This window comes from Streptomyces venezuelae (genome assembly GCF_008642335.1).
In the GTDB taxonomy this organism is placed as follows: domain Bacteria; phylum Actinomycetota; class Actinomycetes; order Streptomycetales; family Streptomycetaceae; genus Streptomyces; species Streptomyces venezuelae_F.
Genome location: NZ_CP029191.1, coordinates 3269021 through 3289156, shown reverse-complemented (window position 1 = coordinate 3289156; position 20136 = coordinate 3269021). Strand labels below are relative to the sequence as shown.

Here is a 20136-nt window from a genome sequence, read left to right as displayed (position 1 = left end):
ACTGTCTCCTCAGAGAGTTCTTCCCGCTGCCGTACTCACGCGTCCCGGTGCGTCGAGTCGGCCGAATGTGCACTATCACGGTACGCCGTGTCAGGCGCACCTGTTTCCGGTCAGCTTTCGCCGGCCGGCTCCCGGGACGCCGCCTCGGCCGCCTTCGCGGCCGCGCTCCCCGGACGCTTTCGGGCCACCCAGCCCTCGATATTCCGCTGCTGGCCCCGGGCGACGGCCAGCGAACCCGCCGGCACGTCCTTCGTGATCACGGACCCCGCGGCGGTGTACGCACCGTCCCCGACCGTGACAGGAGCCACAAACATGTTGTCCGAGCCGGTGCGGACGTGCGACCCCACCGTGGTGTGGTGCTTGGCCTGGCCGTCGTAGTTCACGAAGACGCTCGCGGCGCCGATGTTGGAGTGCTCGCCGATCGTCGCGTCGCCCACGTACGACAGGTGCGGCACCTTGGAGCCGTCGCCGATCGTCGCGTTCTTCATCTCCACATACGTACCCGCCTTTGACTTGACTCCAAGCCGGGTGCCGGGGCGCAGATACGCGAACGGGCCGACGAGCGCCTGCTCGCCGATCTCCGCGGTGTCCGCGACGGTGTTGTCGACGCGCGCCCCCGCGCCCACCGAGGTGTCCTTCAGGCGGGTGTTCGGGCCGACCTCGCAGCCCTTGCCGAGATGCGTGGCGCCGTGCAGCTGCGTGCCCGGCTGGATGATCGCGTCGCGCTCGAACGTCACCGTCGCGTCCACCCACGTCGACGCCGGGTCCACGACCGTCACGCCGGCCAGCATCGCCTCGGTCAGCAGCCGGTCGTTCAACGTGCGCCGGGCCTGTGCCAGTTGGACGCGGTTGTTGATGCCCGCGATCTCCTCGTGGTCGTCCGCCACGGCGGCGCCGACGCGGTGCCCGGCCTCGCGCAGGATGCCGAGTACGTCGGTCAGGTACTCCTCGCCCTGGCTGTTGTCCGTGCGGACCTTGCCGAGCGCCTCGGTCAGGAGCCGGCCGTCGAAGGCGAAGACCCCGGAGTTGATCTCGCGGATCGCGTGCTGCGCCTCGGTGGCGTCCTTGTGCTCGACGATCGCCGTGACGGAGCCGTCGGCGCCGTCACGCACGATGCGGCCGTAGCCGGTCGCGTCCGGCACCTCGGCGGTCAGCACGGTCACGGCGTTGCCGTCGTCGCTGTGCACGGCGGCGAGCTTCTGCAGCGTCGCGCCGGTCAGCAGGGGAGTGTCGCCGCAGACCACCACGACGGTGCCGTCGACCGTGCCGCCGAGCTCCTCCAGGCCGATGCGGACCGCGTGCCCCGTGCCGTTCTGCTCGGCCTGGTAGGCGGTGCGGACCTGCGGGGCGATGACCCCGAGGTGCTCGCGGACCTGGTCGCTCTGGAAACCGACGACGGTGACGAGCTGCTCGGGCGAGAGCGCGGAGGCGGCGTGGAGCACGTGTCCGATGAGGGAACGTCCACAGATGTCGTGCAGGACCTTCGGCCGGTCCGACTTCATACGGGTGCCCTCACCCGCTGCGAGGACGACGACGGCTGCCGGGCAGGTTGCGCTCACGGGGGATGCCCTTCGGCTTCGGATGGGTTGGGGTTCCTCTGTGGGAGGACATCCGCAGGATACCGGGGCGTTGTGCGGTGGAAATGAGGGCGGGTCCCGACCTCGGCGGTCAGGACCCGGAGAAAGAGTGCAGCTCCCCCATCAGGATTCGAACCTGAACAGACGGTACCAAAAACCGCAGTGCTGCCTGATTACACCATGGGGGATCAAAGCCGAACGAACCGGACATTGCGTCAGGTTGCCGAGTCGGCACGCAACACTATGCCGTACCGACCCCCTCCGACGCGACGGTGGAGATCTCCAACCGGCCCTCGCCGCGTCCGTGTGCTGGATCACCGTGCCGAAAACTCACCGGAAAAACGGGGCGGAACGCCCGTACGCTGGAGGACATGACCACGACGGGGGACGACCGCACCACGGCCATGACCGGGCCGTGGTGGTGGGAGCGGTGGCGCGGTGCCGCGCTGGACGCGGGGCTCGCCGCGCTGTCCGCGGCGGAGTGCGGGGCGGAGGGAGTGGCCTTCGCGCGGGACGCGGGGCTGCCCGTTCCGGTGGGTGTCGGCTTCGGCGTACTGGCGGGGGCCGCGCTCCTGATCCGGCGGCGCTGGCCCATCGCGGTCGTCCTGATATCGATCGCCATCACGCCCGCCCAGATGGGGGTCCTGCTGACCGTCGTCGGCCTCTACACCCTGGCCGCCTCGGAACTGCCGCGCCGCATCATCGGCGCCCTGGCCGGCATGTCGATGGCGGGCACCCTCATCGTCGCGCTGGTGCGCGCCAACCAGGACATGGCCGAGGGCAGCCCCTCCATCGGCAGCGAGTTCATCCCCTTCTTCGCCGTGACCGCCGCGATCGGCGTGACCGCGCCCCCGGTCCTCCTCGGGCTCTACGTGGGAGCGCGCCGCCGCCTCGTCGAGGGCATGCGCGAGCGCGCCGACAGCCTGGAGCGGGAGCTGCAACTCCTCGCCGAGCGCGCCGAGGAGCGCGCGGAGTGGGCCAGGAACGAGGAGCGGACGCGGATCGCCCGCGAGATGCACGACGTGGTGGCGCACCGCGTCAGCCTGATGGTCGTGCACGCCGCGGCCCTCCAGGCGGTGGCGCGCAAGGACCCCGAGAAGGCGGTCAAGAACGCCGCGCTCGTCGGCGACATGGGACGCCAGGCGCTGACCGAGCTCCGCGAGATGCTCGGGGTGCTGCGCACGGGCGACGGCACGAAGGCGAAGGCGGAGAGGCCCGCCGAGCCGCCGCTGGCCGCCGTGGCCTTCGCGGCCGCCGCGGCGGCTTCCCGCGCGGTCGACGAGGACGGCCCGTGCCTCGCGGAGCTCGAAGAGCTGGTGGGCCAGTCACGGGCCACCGGCATGGCGGTGGACCTGTCGGTGGAGGGCGAGGCGCGCGACTGCTCCGCGGAGGTGGAGCAGACGGCGTACCGCGTGGTGCAGGAGGCGCTGACCAACGTCCACAAGCACGCGGCGGGCGCGAAGACGCACGTACGGCTGGCGTACCGCAGCGCGGAGATCGCGATGCAGGTGGAGAACGAACCCCCGCCGGAGGCCGACGCCTCGTCCGACGCGCGGCTGCCGAGCGGCGGCAACGGCCTCGTCGGCATGCGCGAGCGCGTGATGGGCCTGGGCGGGGTGTTCGTCTCGGGGCCGACGGACGGCGGCGGCTTCCGGGTGTCGGCGGTCCTTCCCGCGGCGGCGTGACCGGGTCCGGTCGTCCTATATCCCCGAGCCCGCCGACAGGCGGGTGGGCTGGGCACCGGTGATGAGCGTGGCCAGGGCCTGGTCGATGTGGGCGCCGAGGAACCAGTCGCCGCTGTGGTCGAGGCTGTAGACGCGGCCCTCGGTGTCGATGGCGAGCAGCGCCTGCGTGTCCGGCTCCTCGCCGATGGGGCAGACCTCCGTGCCGAGCGCGCGGCCCAGATCGCCCAGGGTGCGGGCCAGGTGGAGGCCGTACATCGGGTCGAGGTGCACGGTGGCGGGCGCTATCTGACGGCCGGGCCCCTGCGGGGTGATGTGCAGGCCGCCGAATTCGGCCCACGCCTCGACGGCCGCGGGGAACACGGTGTGCCGGTGGCCGGCCGGCGAGGTGTGGCGGCGCAGGGCGTCGGCCCAGATCTCTGCCTGCTTTATGTCCCAGTGTCCGGGGCGCCAGCCGGCGGCGCGCAGGGCGGCGTCGACGGGGACGGGGAAGCGGGTGCTGCCGCCGGTGCCGGGTGCGGCGGCGGTGGCGGGGTGGTCGGGGTGCATGGGGTGGTAACCCTCGTTCGGGTGGTGGGAACGGTCGGCCGGGCGGCGGATCAGGCTTCGGTGGCCGTGGGGTCGACGACGCGGACACCGAAGTGGGCGGTGAGCGCGGTACAGGAACGGCAGGGCTGGGCGAAGTGCCCGTGCAGGGGGTCGCCGTCCTCACGGATGCGGCGGGTGGTGAGTTTGGCGTGTTTCAGCGCCTTGCGGGCCTCGCCGTTGGTCATGGGCTTGCGCGAGGCACGCTTGGAGCGGCTCGCGTCGGCCGCCGTGAGGTGCCGGGAGATGAGGATGGCCTCGGCGCAGCGGCCGGTGAAGCGCTCGCGCTGCCCGCTGGTGAGGGCGTCGAGGAAGTCCTGGACGAGCGGGTGGAGCGCGGGGGGCTCCTCGCCGCGGCCCGCGGTGCAGGTGAGGGTGGTCTGGCCGCGTACGGAGAGAGCGGCGGCGACGGTGGGCAGGATGCCGTCGCGGCGCTGACGCAGGATGGGTGCGTGGGCGGCGGTGGCGCTCCAGCCGACGCGCGGGTCTCCGGCGACGCGTGGGTCGGCCGCGGCGTGAGTGGCGTGCGCGGTGTGAGTGGCCTGCGCGGCGTGCGCGGCCTGGGCGGCCTGTGTGGCTGTCGGGACGGTGCCCGGGGCCGTGCCGTCGCCGGTCGTGGCGCCCGTCGTCGTCGCCGGCGTCCGGCCGGACATGCTGCTCTGTGCGGTCTGCATCGTGCTCTTCCCTCCCCCTGCTCGCGGCCGTCACCGCGTGTACAACGCCCCCGCGTCGCGGGGACAGCCTGCCAAATGGGGCGGGTGGTGCGGAAGCTGGGGCACTGCGACACGCCTGGCTTTCCGCCGGGATTCGTCACACCGTGACCGTCCGGTGGCTGGTGGTCATGGAACCGGAGGCCCGGTGACCGGTGCCGTCCTTGCGCATAGGCTGTATCGACATCGCGGACCAGAAACCGCACAGCCGCGTGCAGACAGAACCAGAACCTTCCACAGTGCCGCAGGGGGCAACCGCCATGACGACAGGTCGGCTGGGGCAGCAGTCAGCGCCGCCGAACGCGGCCTACGCCGGGCAGGTCGTGCACTTCCCGGACCCGGTCCGTGCCGCTCGCCATCCCAGAGGCGTGCGGGTGGACGAGCACGGTTACCCGGACTTCTCGGCGTACGCCCGCGCGGCCGCCGAGATCGCCGAGCCCCCGGAGGGCTTCGGCGTCGACGAACTGCGCCTGACGGACTACGTGTCGGCGAACGCGGCGATGGCGGCGGCGGACCACGACCTGTGGGACACGATCCCGGCGGTGGCGACGCCGCACGGCTGGACCTGGCACCACGTGCCGAACAGCCGCCGCCTGGAGCTCGTCCCCGTCGAGGTGAAGGCGCTGCTGCGGCACCACGGCGGCGTCGCGACGACGACGGTGGACCAGAACAAGAGGGGCACGCGACCTCTCCAGGAGACGCGTCCCGCCCACTTCGGTCTGCCGAAGTCCGCGGTCGCGGTGACGGAACAGCAGGTCCAGAACGTCGAGGAGGACCTCGGCTACCGGCTGCCCGGCGCCTACCGCTCCTTCCTGAAGGCCGCGGGCGGCTGCGCGCCGGTCGGCGCCGCGCTCGACGCGGAGCTCGGACTCCTCGTGGACCAGCCGTTCTTCACGGTGCGGGACGAGGCCGCGGTCAACGACCTGGTGTACGTGAACAAATGCCTGCGCGACCACCTCACCAAGGACTACCTGGGGGTCGCTTTCGTGCAGGGCGGTCTGCTCGCCGTGAAGGTGAAGGGCGACCGGATCGGCTCGGTGTGGTTCTGCGCGTACGACGACGCGCGCGATGTCTCGGAGGCGGCCGGGTGGCCCCCCGCCGAGCGGGTGCGGCAGCTGCTGCTGCCGTGCGGCGACGACTTCGACGCGTTCCTGTCCCGGCTCGCGGGCAACCCGCCGGAGCTGGAGACCGTGGCGAACCTGATGGTGGACGGCGGCTTCGCGCACGCCGTCCCCGTGTCCTCGGCTGGGGAGTGACGTAACGATGGTGACCTTCGCACAGGCGCAGGAGCGCGCCGAGGAATGGATCAACGGCGACGTGCCGGGCTACCAGCACCGTGAGGTGCGGGTCCGGGAGTTCGAACTCGGATTCGTGGTGTGGGCCGAGGACCGGGAGAACGGTCCGGTGTCCGACGGCGGTTCGCAGCGGCTCGTCATCGCACGGGACAGTGGCGAGGCGACGCTCTGGCCGAGCCTCGCGGTGGGCGAGGTGATCCGCCGCTACGAGGAGGAGTACGGCCTGCCGGACATGACCCCGCAGGACGCGGTGGTTGCCCCGCCCGAGCGGGTCGACCTCAACCAGACGTCATTCCTGCTGACGCCGCCGGAGTGGCTCCAGGAAGCAGCGGACAAGCTGGGCATTCCGGATCGGCGGGGGGAGTCGGCTGCTCCAGAGGCTCCGGCGGCTCCGGCTGCCCCTTCCGTGCCTGCGGCACCCGTAACGGCTGCCGCGTCCGAGGCTCCGGGTGCGCCCGAGGGCGGTACGCCGTGGCCCGCGGCGGCCGAGGGGCCGGTCGAGGATGCCGTGCCGGAGCGCATGCCCGAGCCCGTGGCCGAGTTCGACGACAGTCTGCCCGCGACGTCGGCGGGCGTGCCCGCGGACGCGACTCCGTGGGCCGGTACGGACACCAACGCCGATGCGGGCGAGGACCATTCTGTGCCGCTGCCCGCCACGGTGTTCGCGCCGCCGCTGACCGGTCTGGACGACGCCGAGACGCCGCCGCCGGCCACCACGCCGGAGGCCAAGACCGCGCTGATGCACGGGGGCAGTGGGCTGCCGGCGACGGCGATCGCGCCCGCGCTGGACGACCCGGCACCGGGCGGCCCCGCTTCTTCGGGTGCGCCCGCCGGTCCGCCGCCGTCCGGCTCGTCGGTGCCTCTGCCGCCGCCGTCGGGTGCGCCTGGCGTGCAGCCCTCGAACGCGCCGCAGCCGCCGGTGGGCGCGCCTGGCGCGCAGTCGTCCGACGCGCCGCAGCCCCCGGCCGGTTCACCGGCGCCGCTGCCGCCGCCGTCGGGTGCGCCTGGCGTGCAGCCCCCGAACGCCCCGCAGGCGCCCTCGGGTGCGCCCGCCTCGCAGCCGCCGGTGGGTTCGTCGGTGCCTCTGCCGCCGCCCTCGGGTGCGTCTGGCGTGCAGCCGTCTAACGCCCCGCAGGCGCCGTCGGGTGCGCCCGCCGCGCAGTCGTCCAACGCGTCGCAGCCGCCGGCCGGGTCGTCGGCGCCCGGTGCTCAGGGCTCCCCGGGTGCCCCCGCCCCCGACGCCTCCGCGTACGGATACCCGCAGCCGCCCGCCGCGCCCGCGGCCGGGGACATCGCGGATGCCGCCACCCACAAGGCGGGGCCGAGCACGCCGCCGCCCTCCGGGCCCGGCGCTCCCGGTACGCCTGCCGGTGGCTACGTACCGACGCAGCTCGTCTCCTCGTTGGGTCCTGACGGACCCAAGCCGCCCGCGCCCCCCGCGGCTCCGGGTACGCCTCCCGGCGGGGTCCACCACGCCGCGACGATGCTGGCCGACCCCAGCATGGGCGGCGGCATCAAGCCGCCGGGTGCACCCGGCGCTCCGGGTACGCCTCCGGGCGCGCCCCAGCCGCCCGGCCCGCCCGGCGCCCCCGGTACGCCCCCCGGCGGGGTCCACCACGCGGCCACGATGCTGGCCGACCCGAGCATGGGCGGCGGCATCAAGCCGCCCGGCGCCCCGGCCGCCCCCGGCGCGCCTCAGCCTCCTGGTCCGCCCGGTGCTCCCGGCGCCCCTCAGCCTCCTGGTCCGCCCGGTGCTCCCGGCGCGCCTCAGCCTCCCGGCCCGCCCGGTGCCCCCGGCGCCCCCCAGCCCCCCGCCCCGCCCGGCGGCGGCGTTCACCACGCCGCGACCATGCTGGCCGGACCCGCGGTCGGTGGCCCCGGCGCACCCGGCATGCCGGGTCCCGGCGCACCCGGGATGCCTCCGCCCCCGGCCCCGGGCCAGCACGTACCCGGACCCGGCGTACCCCCCGGCATGCCCGGTGCCCCCGGCGGTCAGCCGTACGGCTATCCGCAGCAGCCCACCGGTCAGCCCACTGTCGGCCCCGGCTACCAGGCCGTGCTGCGCTACCGCGCCGCCGACGGGTCCGAGCAGCAGCTCATCCGGCGCTCGGCGCCCGGTACGCCGCACCCGGAGTGGCAGATCCTGCACGAGCTGCGCGGCATGAACGTGCCGCCGCAGCAGGTGCTCGAGCTCCACACCGAGCTGGAGTCCTGCGAGCTGCCCGGCGCGTACTGCGCGCGGATGATCCGCGAGACCTGGCCGCAGGCGCGGATCACGTCGATCGCCCCGTACGGCAGGGACCACGCGTCCCGCAGGCAGGGCATGCAGCAGCTCCTCGCCCACCAGGGCGAGCTGCACCAGGTCGCGGACGGCCCCGCGAGGCCCGCCCCCGTGCGTGCCCCGCTGCAGCAGATGCCGCCCGCCCCGCCGATCCCGCCGGAGGGCGTCGCCCAGGAGCTGGCCGCGGCCTTCGGACCCGGCATCTTCCGGTTCGACCAGCGCGCCGTGTCGCGCCAGGGCGTGCCCGACATCGTGGCGCACACCCTCGTCGTGGCGGGCCTGCCCGTCGACTTCGGGCCGTTCTTCTGGGCGCAGGCCCAGCCGGGCCGCCCCGTGCCGACACTGGCCGAGCTCGCGCAGGAGCGGGGCGTGCAGCCCGCGTCGGACGCGGGGTCGTACCTGGTGATGGGCAGCGACTTCGGGCGCGCGCTATGCGTGCAGTACGGCACGGCGAACATAGTGGCGGTGCCGGTCGAGGCAGGACCCGGCGGCGCCCCCGTGCCGCCGCAGTTCGTGAACACGGGCCTGCCCGAGTTCGCGCGCTGCATGGCGCTGCTCGGCCGGATGTGGCGGCTGCGGTTCGGGCTCAACCAGGAGCAGGCGGGCCGCTGGACCGTCGACTTCCAGAACCAGCTGGCCGCGCTCGATCCCGCGGCGCTCGCGTCGCCGGAGAGCTGGTGGTCGGTGCTTCTCGAGCAGATGTGGGACGGGCTGCTGTAGCGCGCGGCCCGCACGCGACGGCGAGGCGCCCGGTCCGGCGACGGGGCGGGCGCCTCGCCCATTCGGGGCGCGAGCGGCGGGAATGACGCCCCGATTCCGACTTCCGGCGCCAATTGACGCATCCTTGACCGGGTGGAGTGGGCGGAGTGTCGCGTTATGAGCGCTTCCGCTTGATCCATCAAGATGTGCGCCAATCGCGCTGTACGCGTGCGGTACGTCGGAGAGGGGATCCAAGGATGAGCAGCAGCGGTGCATCGTCGTCGCCCTACGGCTTCGTCACCGTGCGGGGGCGCGGCTACCGTCCCGAGCAGGTCGAGGCGTACGCCGCCGGCCTCTCCCAGGAGCGGGACGGCGCGTGGGAGCGCGCGGCCCGGCTCACTGTCCTCGCGAAGGACATGGAGGTGGAGGCGGAGCACCTGCGTGACGTGGTCTCGCGGCTCGCGCCCCAGACGTACGAGACGCTCGGCGAGCGGGCCCGGCAGATCCTGGCCCTCGCCGAGGCGGAGGCCGCCGCGGTACGGGAGAGCGCGGCGGCCGAGGCGCAGGCGGTCACGGAGGACGCGGAGGCGTGGGCCCGGGAGGTACGGGAGTCCGCGCGCGCCTACGCCGAGCGGATCGGCGCCGACGCGGAGGATCGGGCCGCGCGACGGCTCCAGGCGGACCGGGCGACGGCCGACGAGATCCGGATCTCCGCCCGGCAGGACGTGAAGGCGTGGCGGGGCGAGGCGCTCGCGGCGCTGCGTGAGATGCGGCAGCGGTGCGAGGGGCTGCTCGCCGAGCAGGAGAAGGAGCAGGCCGAGCGGTGGGAGGCGGCCGAGCGCGAGGCCGCCGAGCGCGAGGCGGCGTCGGACGCACGGGACGCGGAGCGGGTGGCCGCGGCGGAGGCGAGACTCTCCGAGGCCAAGCGGGCCTTCGCGCAGGCGGAGGAGTCGGCGCGGCACGGGCAGGAGGACGCGGAGGCGCGGGCCGCGGAGATCGTCGCGGAGGCGGTCCTCTGCGAGGAGCGGGTGACCCGCGAGACGGAACGGATCCTCCGCGAACACGGCGAACGCTGGGACGAGGTCCGGGCCCACATGGACCACGTACGCAGCAGCCTGGCGACGCTGACGGGCCGGGCCCCCGCGGAGGAAACCCCGTAGGGCCCTATAAGGGGCGCGGGGAACTGCGCGAGCGACCAGCAAAGAGCCGCAGACGCATGTGCCGGGGTCCCGGCAGACGCGTCTGCGGCTTTTCCGTGGCTGGTCGCGCAGTTCCCCGCGCCCCTTAAGGGGCACGTACGCAGCAGCCTGGCCGTCCTAGTCCTCCAGTCGGGGCAGGATCCCCTCCGGGCCGCCCTCGGCCACGATCGCGCGGAACGCCGTCATCATCGCGGCGACCCCGCCCGTCGGCACCACGACCAGGTCCGGGCACTGGAAGAACGCGCCGCCCGCCGCCTCGCCCGTCCGCTGCCAGCGGTCCATGACCGCGGCGATCTCGCGGAGCGTCATGAACGTGGCGCTCCACCGCGTGCCGTCGGGCAGCCGGAGTTCCGCGTCGACGTTCTCGACGTCCTCGGCGCGGTCGTCCGCGCCCAGCAGGAAGAGGGCGGTGAACCGGTCGTCCTCGACCAGCAGGTGCGGGTCACTTTCCATAGAGCTGCTTCAGCCTCGCAATCACCTTGGACTCGTTGCCCTTGTCGGACTTGCCGACGATCTCGATGCCGCCCTCCACGTTCCGGAAGAACAGGCGTCCGCCGTTCCGGCCGCGGGCGTACGTGATGTCGGTGCCCGCCAGCGCCTTGCTGCCGAGCCCGGGGTTCATGTTTCCACGGGAGAGCTGCTCGAAGAGGCCATCGAGGTCGCGCTGGACGGCCTGGTTCCTGCCCGCCTGCTGGGCGGCCTTCGACAGCTGGGAGTCCTTGCCGATAGCCGACGTGATGATCTTGCACGGGGCCGCGTTGTGGACGAGGACGGGGGTGTCGCCCGCGAGGACGTAGTACGTGTGCGTGCCCGCGACGGTGAGGTTGCGGACCTCCTGGGAGGGCGTCGTCCAGGACGTGACCGCGTCGACCCGGGCGGGCGCGCCCGCGTCGGTGCGCAGCGTCATGCCGGGCGCGAGGTCCGCCGCGTTGGTCCACTGGTCCAGGTCGCCGCCGGTCCAGAAGGGGTGCAGGTCCGTCGCCGTGAGCGAGGCCGTGCGGTTGCCGCTGTCGCCGTCGATGTCCACGTCGACCTTGACGAGGTTCTTCTCGCCGTCGCCGACGATGAGGTCGGTGACGGGCTGACCCTGGGTCGTGCCGGTGCCGGGCTCGGTGGCCAGGACCTGGTCGCCTTCTTGTACCTGCTCGATGGGGACGGCGGAACCGTCGGCCATGAGCACCGGCGTGCCCGGCAGGAAGCTGTTGCTCGCGCACGCGACGGCGGTCGACCCGCCCTTGCGGGCCTTGCGGACGTCGTCGGCGGTCAGCGCCTTGGCGCCCACCTTCGCGCCGACCTTCAGCCAGCGCAGGACCGCGAGGGAGCCCGCCGCCCGCTCCGCTCCGCTGAGCTCCTTGCCGGTGGCCAGGTCCTTGCCGGTCAGCGCCTCGACGATGCCCTTGCCGTCGCCGATGCCCGGTACCAGGTCGAGGAAGAGGGACATGCGGCGCTGCTGCTCGGCTTCGTCGAGGCCGGAGGAGCCGGAGCCCCAGGAGTCGCCGACGTGGGAGAAGTCGAAGTCGATGTCGGGGAGTTCGCTGAGCCGCTCGGCGCCCTTCTTGATGCCGGGGACGTGCTTGTTCGCGGTCTTCATGCCGCGGTTGGCCTGGGCGATGCCGTCGTTCATCTCCTTCATGCCCTTGTTGGCCTTGGAGATCCCCTTGTTGGCCTTCGCGAGGCCCTTGTTGACCTCGTCGACGCCCTCGTTCATCGTCTTGAGGCCGCGGTTCATCTGGGCGAAGCCCTTGTTCATCTGGTCGAACGCCGCGTTGAGCTCCCTGAGCTCCTTGCCCCAGTCGGTGGTGTCCTTGATGGGCTCGACCTTCCGCGGCGGCGGGAAGCCGTAGTCGCCGACGACGACGGTGAGGATGCTGAGGGCGTAGAGCGAGTCGCTCGCCGTGCCCATCATCTCGTCGGCCTTGGCGACGTTCTTCGCGAGGTTGACCAGGTGCGGCCCGGCGGCCTTGGCGGTCTTGACCGCCTGGGTCAGGATCTCCTCCTGCTCCTTCGGGTCGGACGTCGACGAGGGGTCCTTCAGCTCGGCGAGCTTCAGCTTGCCCAGCGCCTCCAGCTCCGTGTCGAGCGTCTTGAAGCGGGCGCCGTGGTCCTTCATGAGCGACTGCGTTCCGTAGAGGAACAGGGCGGTGCCCGCGCCCGCGATCAGCGCCTTGCGGCCGAACTCCTTCAGACAGCCGGCCTTCTCGACGAGTCCGAGATCGTCGCAGTGCGCGTAGTGGGAGACGCGTTCGGCGATCTCCAGGAGGCTCGCGGGCTTCTTCTCGGCGGCGGCCGCCGGGCCGCCCGCCGCGACGGCCGACGTGAACGAGAGGGAGAGGGCGGCCACCGTCGTGACGAGCCTGGTGGTGGTTCTGTGGTGCATGCGTTCCTAGGTCATGGGGGCACTACGCCCATGACGATGTGACCCCCCGGAGCTGTATTTCTGACGGGTACCCGCCAGAAATAGTTACCAGCGAGTACGGTAGCACCACGACATCCTGGAATGTCTGACTTTCCGTCATCAAATCCCTACTTCCCCCGCCGCGCAGCCCCCGCCAGGATCCAGCCCTCCACCGCCTCGTACCGCCTGCGGTGTTCCTCCGCCTCCGCGCGCCCGGAGAAGCGGCTGCCGAGCCAGCCGAGGAGGAAGCCGAGCGGGATCGAGGCGAGGCCCGTCGTCGTGAACGGGAACCAGGTGAAGTCATGGTGCGGGAACAGGGCGCCGGGGCTTCCGGAGACCAGGTTCGTGCCGGTCATCAGGGCCAGCGAGCCGAGCGTGCCGCCGAGCAGCGTCCAGAGCAGGCCCGTCCGTGTGTAGCGGCGCCAGAAGAGGCTGTGGACCAGGGCGGGCGCCAGGGTGGACGCGCCCAGGCAGAACGAGAGGGTGGCCAGGGGCTGGAGGTTGTGGTCCTTGACCAGGACCGCGAGGAGGATCGCCGGGACCCCTGTGGCCAGGGCGGACGCGCGGGCCAGTGTCATCTCGCGGCGCGGTGACGGGGCGCGGCGGCCCTGCGCGAAGACGTCGTGCGCCAGGGAGTTGGCGCAGGCGAGGATCATGCCGGCGACCGAGGCGAGCAGCGTCAGGAACAGGGCCGTGGTGACCGTCGTGAAGAGCAGCGTCTCGGCGGCCGAGGTGTGGGCGCCGAACGCCGCGCGGGAGCCGAGGAGATAGGCGGTGTTGCCCTGTGGGTCGTCCGCCGCGATCGCCGCCCGGCCGAGCAGCGCCGTCGCGCCGAACCCCACGACGGTGATGACGAGGACGAAGAGGGCGACCGACGAGACGGCCCAGGACATGGAGCGCCGTATCTCGCGGGCGTCGCGGGCCGTGTACATCCGCATCGTGACGTGCGGGAGCGCCGCGCCGCCGAGGACCACGGTCAGCTCCGAACTGATCATGTCGAGGCGCGGGTGGGGGCTGTCCGCGAACTGGAGCCCGGAGCGGAGGTACGCCGGTCCCGCCCCGCTGCCGTCGCGCGCGGCGGCGAGCAGGGCGCCCGGGTTCCAGTCGAAGCGCTGCAGTATCAGGACGGCGACGACCGCGCCGGAGCCGAGCAGCATCACGATCTTCAGGATCTGGATGAGGGCGGTGCCCTTCATCCCGCCGATCGCCGCGTAGCTGATCATCAGGGCGCCGAGCGCGACGACGCAGCCGGTCTTCAGGCCGTCGTTCGAGAAGCCGAGGATGAAGGCGAGCAGGTCGCCGGCGCCCGCCAGCTGGACCACCATCAGCGGGAGCAGCGCCGCGATCGTGGCCGTGCACGCGGCGATGCGGACGGCACGGCCCGGCATGCGGCGCGCCACGACGTCGCCCATGGTGAACCGGCCCGCGTTGCGCAGGGGTTCGGCCAGCAGGAACATCAGCAGCGTCAGGGAGAGCGCCGTGCTCAGGGCGAGGACCACGCCGTCGTATCCGAGCAGGGCGATCACGCCGCCGGTGCCGAGGACGGTGGCCGCCGAGATGTAGTCGCCCGCGATCGCGAGGCCGTTGCGGAGCGGGGAGAGCGCGCCGTACCCGGTGTAGAACTCGTCGAGGTCGTCCCGGTCGGGTCCGGTCATGACGCACAGCAGCAGGGTGAGGGTGGCCACGACGGTGAAGGCCACCAGGGACATGGTCTGCGCCTCCGCGCTCACGGGGCCTCCCCGTCGTGCGTGGTGGTCGATGTGCGCTGTCTGCGCAGGCGTGCGGAGAGCGGGTCGAGGCGGCGGCGGGCCGTGCGCTCGAACAGGACGAGGGCGAGACAGGTGACGGGGAGCTGGCACAGGCCGAGGAGCAGCCCCGTGGTGAGGCCGCCGGAGACGGTGCCGGTCATGAAGGACGGCGTGAGGGCGGACAGGACGAGGAAGAGTGTGAAGTAGCCGAGTGCGGTGAGGGTGGCGACGCGGCGCTGGATCCGGTAGGCGCCGCGCAGCTTGCGCAGGTCGCTGTGGCGGCCGGGAGCGGGGTGGCGGGGGAGGCGGGGGGCCGGGGGCGCCTTGGGTGGCGGGGGCTGCCAGGGGTAGGTGAGGTGGGACTGCTGCTCGAAGCGTTGGGCCGGTGGGGTCTGCGGGGCGTGCGGGGTGTACGGCTCCTGCGGGGCGTACGGCTCGTGAGGGAAGGGAGCGTCGTACGCGTCGTACGGAACGTGGGTCATCCCGGTTCTCCTTGCGCGGCTTCCGGTCCGGTGGTGCGGACCGCAGGGAGCGAGGGGAGCCGAGACGTTACTCGTAAGTAGGGCCGGTGTGCGGGGTTTTCGTGGAACTCGTCAGTCGCTCTGTTGTGTGGGTGACAACTGGTCCTTCTGGGAGCTCAGTTGCCTCTCGTCGAGAACGGGGAAGCGCCGGGGCGCCAGGAGGAGCAGGACGGCCAGGGCGGCGACCGCGGCACACCCCGCGCCCAGGTACACCGAGTCGACCGCCGCGTCGACCGCGCGCCGCAGCGGTTCGGGGTCGGCCACGGACTGCGGGTCGTCCAGGATGCGGGCCACCGAGTCGAGCGACCCGGCCCCGTCGAGCCGCTCGGCGAGCACTCCGTTGGCGACCGCGCCGAAGAGGGCGGCGCCCAGTGTCTGGCCGATCTGCCGGCAGAACAGGACGGACGCGGTCGCCGTGCCGCGCTCGGCCCAGCCGACGCTGGACTGGACGCCGACGATGAGCGGCAGCTGGAAGAGCCCGAGGGCCGCGCCGAGCAGCAGCATGAGCAGCGCGGGCTGCCACGCCGTGCCGGGGTAGGGCAGGAACGGGAACGTGAAGAGGATCAGCGCGGCACCGGAGATGCCGGTGATCGCGGTGTTGCGGAAGCCGATCCTGCGGTACACGTGCTGGCTGAGCGCGGCGGAGACCGGCCAGCTCAGCGTCATCACGGAGAGCACGAACCCGGCGGCCACCGGGGCGAGTCCGAGGACGGACTGCGCGTACGTGGGCAGGAAGACGGTCGGCGCCACCATCAGGAGTCCGAGCGCGCCGAGGGCGAGGTTCACCGCGGCGATGGTGCGCCGCCGCCAGACCCAGCCGGGGATGATCGGCTCCTCGGCCCTGCGCTCGACGAGGACGACGACGCCGATGAGGGCGAGCCCGGCGCCGAAGAGCGCGAGCGACGGCGCCGACACCCAGTCCCAGGCGACCCCGCCCTGTACGAGCGCGGTCAGGAGGGTGCCGCCGCAGGCGAAGACGGCGAGCGCGCCGGGCCAGTCGATGCGGCCGCGCGGGACGGGCTCGCGCGCGGGTTCGTGCAGGTGGCGCACGATCAGCCAGAGGGCGACGGCCCCTATGGGCAGGTTGATGAGGAAGATCCAGCGCCAGTCCGCGTACGAGGTGATGGCCCCGCCGAGCGCGGGCCCGGCAACCGCCGAAGTGGCCCACACCGTCGACAACTTGGCCTGGATCTTGGGGCGTTCCTTGAGCGGGTAGAGGTCGGCGGCGAGGGTCTGCACGGTGCCCTGGACGGCGCCGCCGCCGAGTCCCTGGACGACGCGGAAGGCGATCAGCGACTCCATGTTCCAGGCGAGGGCGCAGAGTCCGGAACCGAGGAGGAACAGCACGCAGCCCGCGATGAGGACGGGCTTGCGGCCGAAGGTGTCGGAGAGCTTGCCGTAGACGGGCAGGGTGACGGTGGCCGCGAGGAGGTAGCCGGAGAAGAGCCAGGAGAAGATCGAGAAGCCGCCGAGCGCGCCCACGATCTGCGGGACGGCGGTCGACACGATGGTGGAGTCGACGGCGGCCAGCGCCATGGCCAGCATGAGCGCGGCGACGACCGCGCCCCGGCCGCGTACCGCATCCTGGGTGCGTATCGCGTCCTGGGTGCCCACAGAACTTCCTTCCCCCTGCATCCGGTTGCTGCGGGTCACCTTCTCACTCGGGGGAGCCCGGGGGCAGGGCGCACGGCCGGGTGGACGACCGGGTGGAGGAACCCTGAGAAGGACTCCACCGGCGGGTGGAGATCCCCTAGGGGTACCTCCGTACAACGGACTGGGGAGCGTTCGTCCCGCCGGAGGATGAGGCGGACCCCGGCGGTCCTTAGATTTGCTTTACGAGCCGGGCACGGGGCCGGCTCGTGAAACCCACCCCGCCGGAAGGCGCGGCCCGTCCTGCCGGAAGGGCTGACCGCACCGGCGAGGGTGGGGTTTTCCCCCGGAAAAGACTGCGCTGAGCACCAGCGCGCCGGGGCCCGTCGTGACACCAGACTGAAGCGCGAGAGCGCGCCGTGTATCCGCCCGGCTCGTCGCAGCACCGACATAGGAGACTTACCGTGACAACGGCTATAACGACACCCAGGCACGGGGGCACTGGAGGGCGTACGGCCGTGGCGGCACGGGCGCGCCAGGTCGTGAAGGCGTACGGCTCCGGGGAGACCCGCGTCGTCGCGCTCGACCACATCGACGTCGACATCGCCCGCGGTCAGTTCACCGCGATCATGGGTCCGTCGGGCTCCGGAAAGTCCACCCTGATGCACTGCCTCGCGGGCCTCGACACCGTCAGCAGCGGGCAGATCTACCTCGACGAGACCGAGATCACCGGCCTCAAGGACAAGAAGCTGACGAAGCTGCGCCGGGACCGGATCGGCTTCATCTTCCAGGCGTTCAACCTGCTCCCGACCCTGAACGCCATCGAGAACATCACGCTCCCCATGGACATCGCGGGCCGCAGGCCCGACCGTGCCTGGCTCGACCAGGTCGTGGAGACCGTGGGCCTGGCGGGGCGCCTCAAGCACCGCCCGACCGAGCTCTCCGGCGGCCAGCAGCAGCGCGTCGCCGTGGCCCGCGCCCTCGCCTCGCGCCCCGAGATCATCTTCGGCGACGAGCCGACCGGAAACCTCGACTCCCGGGCAGGCGCGGAGGTGCTCGGCTTCCTGCGCCGCTCGGTGACCGACCTCGGGCAGACCATCGTGATGGTGACGCACGACCCGGTGGCCGCCTCGTACGCGGACCGCGTCCTGTACCTCGCCGACGGCCGGATCGTCGACGAGATGCACCACCCGACGGCCGACCAGGTCCTCGACCGCATGAAGTCCTTCGACGCGCGGGGCCGCACGTCATGACCGTCCTCAAGACCTCGATGCGCAACTTCTTCGCGCACAAGGGCCGCATGGCGCTCTCCGCCGTGGCCGTGATCCTGTCGGTGGCGTTCGTGTGCGGCACGCTCGTCTTCTCCGACACCATGAGCACCACCTTCGACAAGCTCTTCGCGGCGACCTCCGCCGACGTCACCGTCACCCCCAAGTCCGCCGAGGACGCGGGCGACACCCCGCGCAGCGGCAAGCCCGAGTCGATGCCCGCCTCCGTCGTCCAGCAGGCGAAGCGGGCCAAGGGCGTGCAGGCGGCCGAGGGCGCGGTCAGCAGCCAGAGCGTGACCGTCGTCAACGCGAAGAACAAGAACATGGGCCCCACCAACGGCGGCCCGACCATCGCCGGCAACTGGACGCACAACGACCTGCGTTCCATGGACATCACCTCAGGACACGCCCCGCGCGGCCCCACCGAGATGATGATCGACGCCGACACCGCCGACAAGCACGACCTGAAGCTCGGCGACGAACTGCGCACCATCGCCGCCACCGGCGACCTCACCGCGAAGATCTCCGGCATCGCCACCTTCAAGGTCACCAACCCCGGCGCCGCGATCGTCTACTTCGACACAGAGACCTCTCAGCGTCAACTCCTCGGCGCCACGGGCAGGTTCACGCACGTCAACCTCACCGCCGCCGCGGGCGTCAGCGACACCCAGCTGAAGAAGAACGTCGCCGCGGTCTTCGACGGCAAGACCTCCGCGTACGACATCAAGACGCAGAAGGAGACCGCGGACGACAACCGCGAGTCCGTCGGCAGCTTCCTCGACGTCATGAAGTACGCGATGCTCGGCTTCGCCGGAATCGCCTTCCTCGTCGGCATCTTCCTCATCATCAACACCTTCTCGATGCTGGTCGCCCAGCGCACCCGCGAGATCGGCCTGATGCGCGCCATCGGCTCCAGCCGCAAGCAGGTCAACCGCTCCGTCCTCGTCGAGGCCCTCCTGCTCGGCGTGTTCGGCTCGGTCCTCGGCGTCGGCGCGGGCATCGGACTCGCCGTCGGCCTCATGAAGCTCATGTCCGGCATGGGCATGGAACTCTCCACCGGCGACCTCACCGTCAACTGGACGACCCCCGTCGTCGGCCTGGTCCTCGGCATCGTCGTCACCGTTCTCGCCGCCTACCTCCCCGCGCGACGGGCCGGCAAGGTCTCGCCGATGGCCGCCCTGCGCGACGCGGGCACCCCGGCCGACGGCAGGGCGAGCGCGCTGCGCGCCGTCATCGGCCTCGTCCTCACCGGCGCCGGCGGCTACGCCCTGTGGGCCGCCTCGCAGGCCGACAAGGCCAAGGACGGCTCGCTGTTCCTCGGCGGCGGCGTCGTCCTCACCCTCATCGGCTTCGTCGTCATCGGCCCCGTGCTCGCCTCCGGCGTGGTCCGCGTCATCAGCGCGGTCCTGCTCCGGATGTTCGGCCCCGTCGGCCGGATGGCCGAGCGCAACGCGCTGCGCAACCCGCGCCGCACCGGCGCCACCGGCGCGGCCCTGATGATCGGCCTCGCGCTGGTCGCCTGCCTCTCCGTCGTCGGCTCCTCGATGGTCGCCTCGGCCACCGACGAGCTCGACAAGTCGGTCGGCGCGGACTTCATCGTCCAGCCCACGCAGCCCGGCATCTCCATCACGGAGAAGGCCGCGCAGGCCCTCGGCACGGCCGACCACATCGCCCACATCACCCGCTACAAGCAGATCAACGCGGACATGACCACGCCGTCGGGCAAGACCGTGGACGGCGTCGGCCTCAGCGCCGCCGACCCCTCCTACGCCACGGACCTGCGGCGCGAGACCACCGCGGGCAAACTCTCCGCCGCCTACGGCAAGGACGCCATGTCGGTCGGCGACGACTTCGCCAAGAAGCACGGCCTGAAGGTCGGCGACGAGCTGAAGATCGCCTTCGAGCACGGCAGGACGGCGAAGCTGAAGCTCGCGGCCATCACGAACGACGACACGACGGTCGACCGCGGCTCGATGTACCTCAACATCACGACGATGGAGAAGTACGTCCCCGCGGACCGCGTCCCGCAGAACGACATCATGTTCGCCTCGGCCACCAAGGGCCAGGAGGAGGCCGCGTACGCCTCCCTGAAGAAGTCCCTCGACGCCTACCCGCAGTACAAGGTGATGGACCAGACCGACTTCAAGCAGACCCTGAAGGACCAGGTCGGACAGCTCCTGAACATGGTCTACGGCCTGCTCGGCCTCGCGATCATCGTCGCGATCCTCGGTGTCGTGAACACCCTGGCCCTCTCGGTGGTGGAGCGCACCCGCGAGATCGGCCTCATGCGGGCCATCGGCCTCTCGCGCCGCCAGCTGCGCCGCATGATCCGCATGGAGTCCGTGGTCATCGCCCTCTTCGGCGCCCTGCTCGGCCTCGGGCTCGGCATGGGCTGGGGCGCGACGGCCCAGAAGCTCCTGGCCCTCGAAGGCCTGAAGGTGCTTGAGATCCCGTGGCCGACGATCATCGCGGTCTTCATCGGGTCGGCGTTCGTGGGCCTGTTCGCGGCACTGGTCCCCGCCTTCCGGGCGGGCCGGATGAACGTCCTCAACGCCATCGCCACCGAATAGCCACACCGACGGGGGA

At 72.2% G+C, this 20136-nt stretch carries 14 protein-coding genes and 1 tRNA gene; 6 read left to right on the top strand and 9 right to left on the bottom strand.

From position 1 onward, the window contains the following. Window positions 1-110 precede the first annotated feature (110 nt). Together glmU and DEJ49_RS14645 are read right to left on the bottom strand one after the other, a co-directional pair. The gene (glmU, locus tag DEJ49_RS14650) at window positions 111-1559 is read right to left on the bottom strand and encodes a bifunctional UDP-N-acetylglucosamine diphosphorylase/glucosamine-1-phosphate N-acetyltransferase GlmU (protein ID WP_150184526.1); all 1449 of its coding nucleotides are present in this window, start codon (window positions 1557-1559) and stop codon (window positions 111-113) included. A gap of 133 nt (window positions 1560-1692) precedes the next feature. Next, window positions 1693-1765, bottom strand: a tRNA-Gln gene (locus tag DEJ49_RS14645). A gap of 183 nt (window positions 1766-1948) precedes the next feature. Here DEJ49_RS14645 and DEJ49_RS14640 point away from each other — a divergent pair. Continuing rightward, window positions 1949-3262, top strand: coding sequence for a sensor histidine kinase (locus tag DEJ49_RS14640; protein WP_150184525.1), 1314 nt, complete (start codon window positions 1949-1951; stop codon window positions 3260-3262). Between the two features lie 15 nt (window positions 3263-3277). Here DEJ49_RS14640 and DEJ49_RS14635 read toward each other — a convergent pair whose 3' ends face one another. Further along, window positions 3278-3808, bottom strand: coding sequence for an SUKH-3 domain-containing protein (locus DEJ49_RS14635; RefSeq protein WP_150184524.1), 531 nt, complete (start codon window positions 3806-3808; stop codon window positions 3278-3280). Window positions 3809-3858: 50 nt separating this feature from the next. Continuing rightward, on the bottom strand, window positions 3859-4518 hold the full coding sequence (locus DEJ49_RS14630; protein WP_223832835.1) for a YwqJ-related putative deaminase: 660 nt from the start codon (window positions 4516-4518) through the stop codon (window positions 3859-3861). Window positions 4519-4814: 296 nt separating this feature from the next. Here DEJ49_RS14630 and DEJ49_RS14625 point away from each other — a divergent pair, with 296 nt between their 5' ends. From DEJ49_RS14625 to DEJ49_RS14615, 3 genes are all read left to right on the top strand, one after another. Further along, window positions 4815-5810 (top strand): SMI1/KNR4 family protein, encoded by a 996-nt coding sequence (locus DEJ49_RS14625; protein ID WP_150184523.1) that lies wholly within the window; start codon window positions 4815-4817, stop codon window positions 5808-5810. Window positions 5811-5817: 7 nt separating this feature from the next. Further along, window positions 5818-8850, top strand: coding sequence for an SUKH-4 family immunity protein (locus DEJ49_RS14620; RefSeq protein WP_150184522.1), 3033 nt, complete (start codon window positions 5818-5820; stop codon window positions 8848-8850). A 236-nt stretch (window positions 8851-9086) separates the two neighbouring features. Next, a complete protein-coding gene (locus DEJ49_RS14615) occupies window positions 9087-9989 on the top strand; it encodes a cellulose-binding protein (protein WP_150184521.1) in 903 nt (300 codons plus the stop codon). A gap of 156 nt (window positions 9990-10145) precedes the next feature. On the opposite strand, the gene DEJ49_RS14610 is transcribed toward DEJ49_RS14615, so the two are convergent. From DEJ49_RS14610 to DEJ49_RS14590, 5 genes are all read right to left on the bottom strand, one after another. Further along, window positions 10146-10481: a hypothetical protein gene (locus DEJ49_RS14610; RefSeq protein ID WP_150184520.1), complete on the bottom strand. Its 336-nt coding sequence runs from the start codon at window positions 10479-10481 to the stop codon at window positions 10146-10148. Beyond that, window positions 10471-12405, bottom strand: a complete 1935-nt coding sequence (locus DEJ49_RS14605; RefSeq protein ID WP_150184519.1) for a pre-toxin TG domain-containing protein — start codon at window positions 12403-12405, stop codon at window positions 10471-10473. The genes DEJ49_RS14610 and DEJ49_RS14605 overlap by 11 nt, the downstream gene beginning before the upstream one ends. Window positions 12406-12551: 146 nt before the next feature. After that, window positions 12552-14132 carry a cation acetate symporter gene (locus DEJ49_RS14600; RefSeq protein ID WP_150188241.1) on the bottom strand — a complete coding sequence of 527 codons (1581 nt, stop codon included), beginning with the start codon at window positions 14130-14132 and terminating at the stop codon, window positions 12552-12554. 17 nt (window positions 14133-14149) lie between these two features. Continuing rightward, window positions 14150-14653, bottom strand: coding sequence for a DUF485 domain-containing protein (locus DEJ49_RS14595; protein WP_150184518.1), 504 nt, complete (start codon window positions 14651-14653; stop codon window positions 14150-14152). Window positions 14654-14764: 111 nt separating this feature from the next. Continuing rightward, window positions 14765-16327, bottom strand: a complete 1563-nt coding sequence (locus DEJ49_RS14590) for an MFS transporter (RefSeq protein WP_150188240.1) — start codon at window positions 16325-16327, stop codon at window positions 14765-14767. A 419-nt stretch (window positions 16328-16746) separates the two neighbouring features. On the opposite strand from DEJ49_RS14590, the gene DEJ49_RS14585 reads away from it, so the two are divergent. Both DEJ49_RS14585 and DEJ49_RS14580 read left to right on the top strand, forming a co-directional pair. Beyond that, entirely contained in the window at window positions 16747-17535 is a 789-nt protein-coding gene (locus tag DEJ49_RS14585; RefSeq protein ID WP_150184517.1) for an ABC transporter ATP-binding protein, read from the top strand. After that, window positions 17532-20120 carry an ABC transporter permease gene (locus DEJ49_RS14580; protein ID WP_150184516.1) on the top strand — a complete coding sequence of 863 codons (2589 nt, stop codon included), beginning with the start codon at window positions 17532-17534 and terminating at the stop codon, window positions 20118-20120. Before DEJ49_RS14585 ends, DEJ49_RS14580 begins: the two co-directional genes overlap by 4 nt. Window positions 20121-20136: the final 16 nt, after the last annotated feature.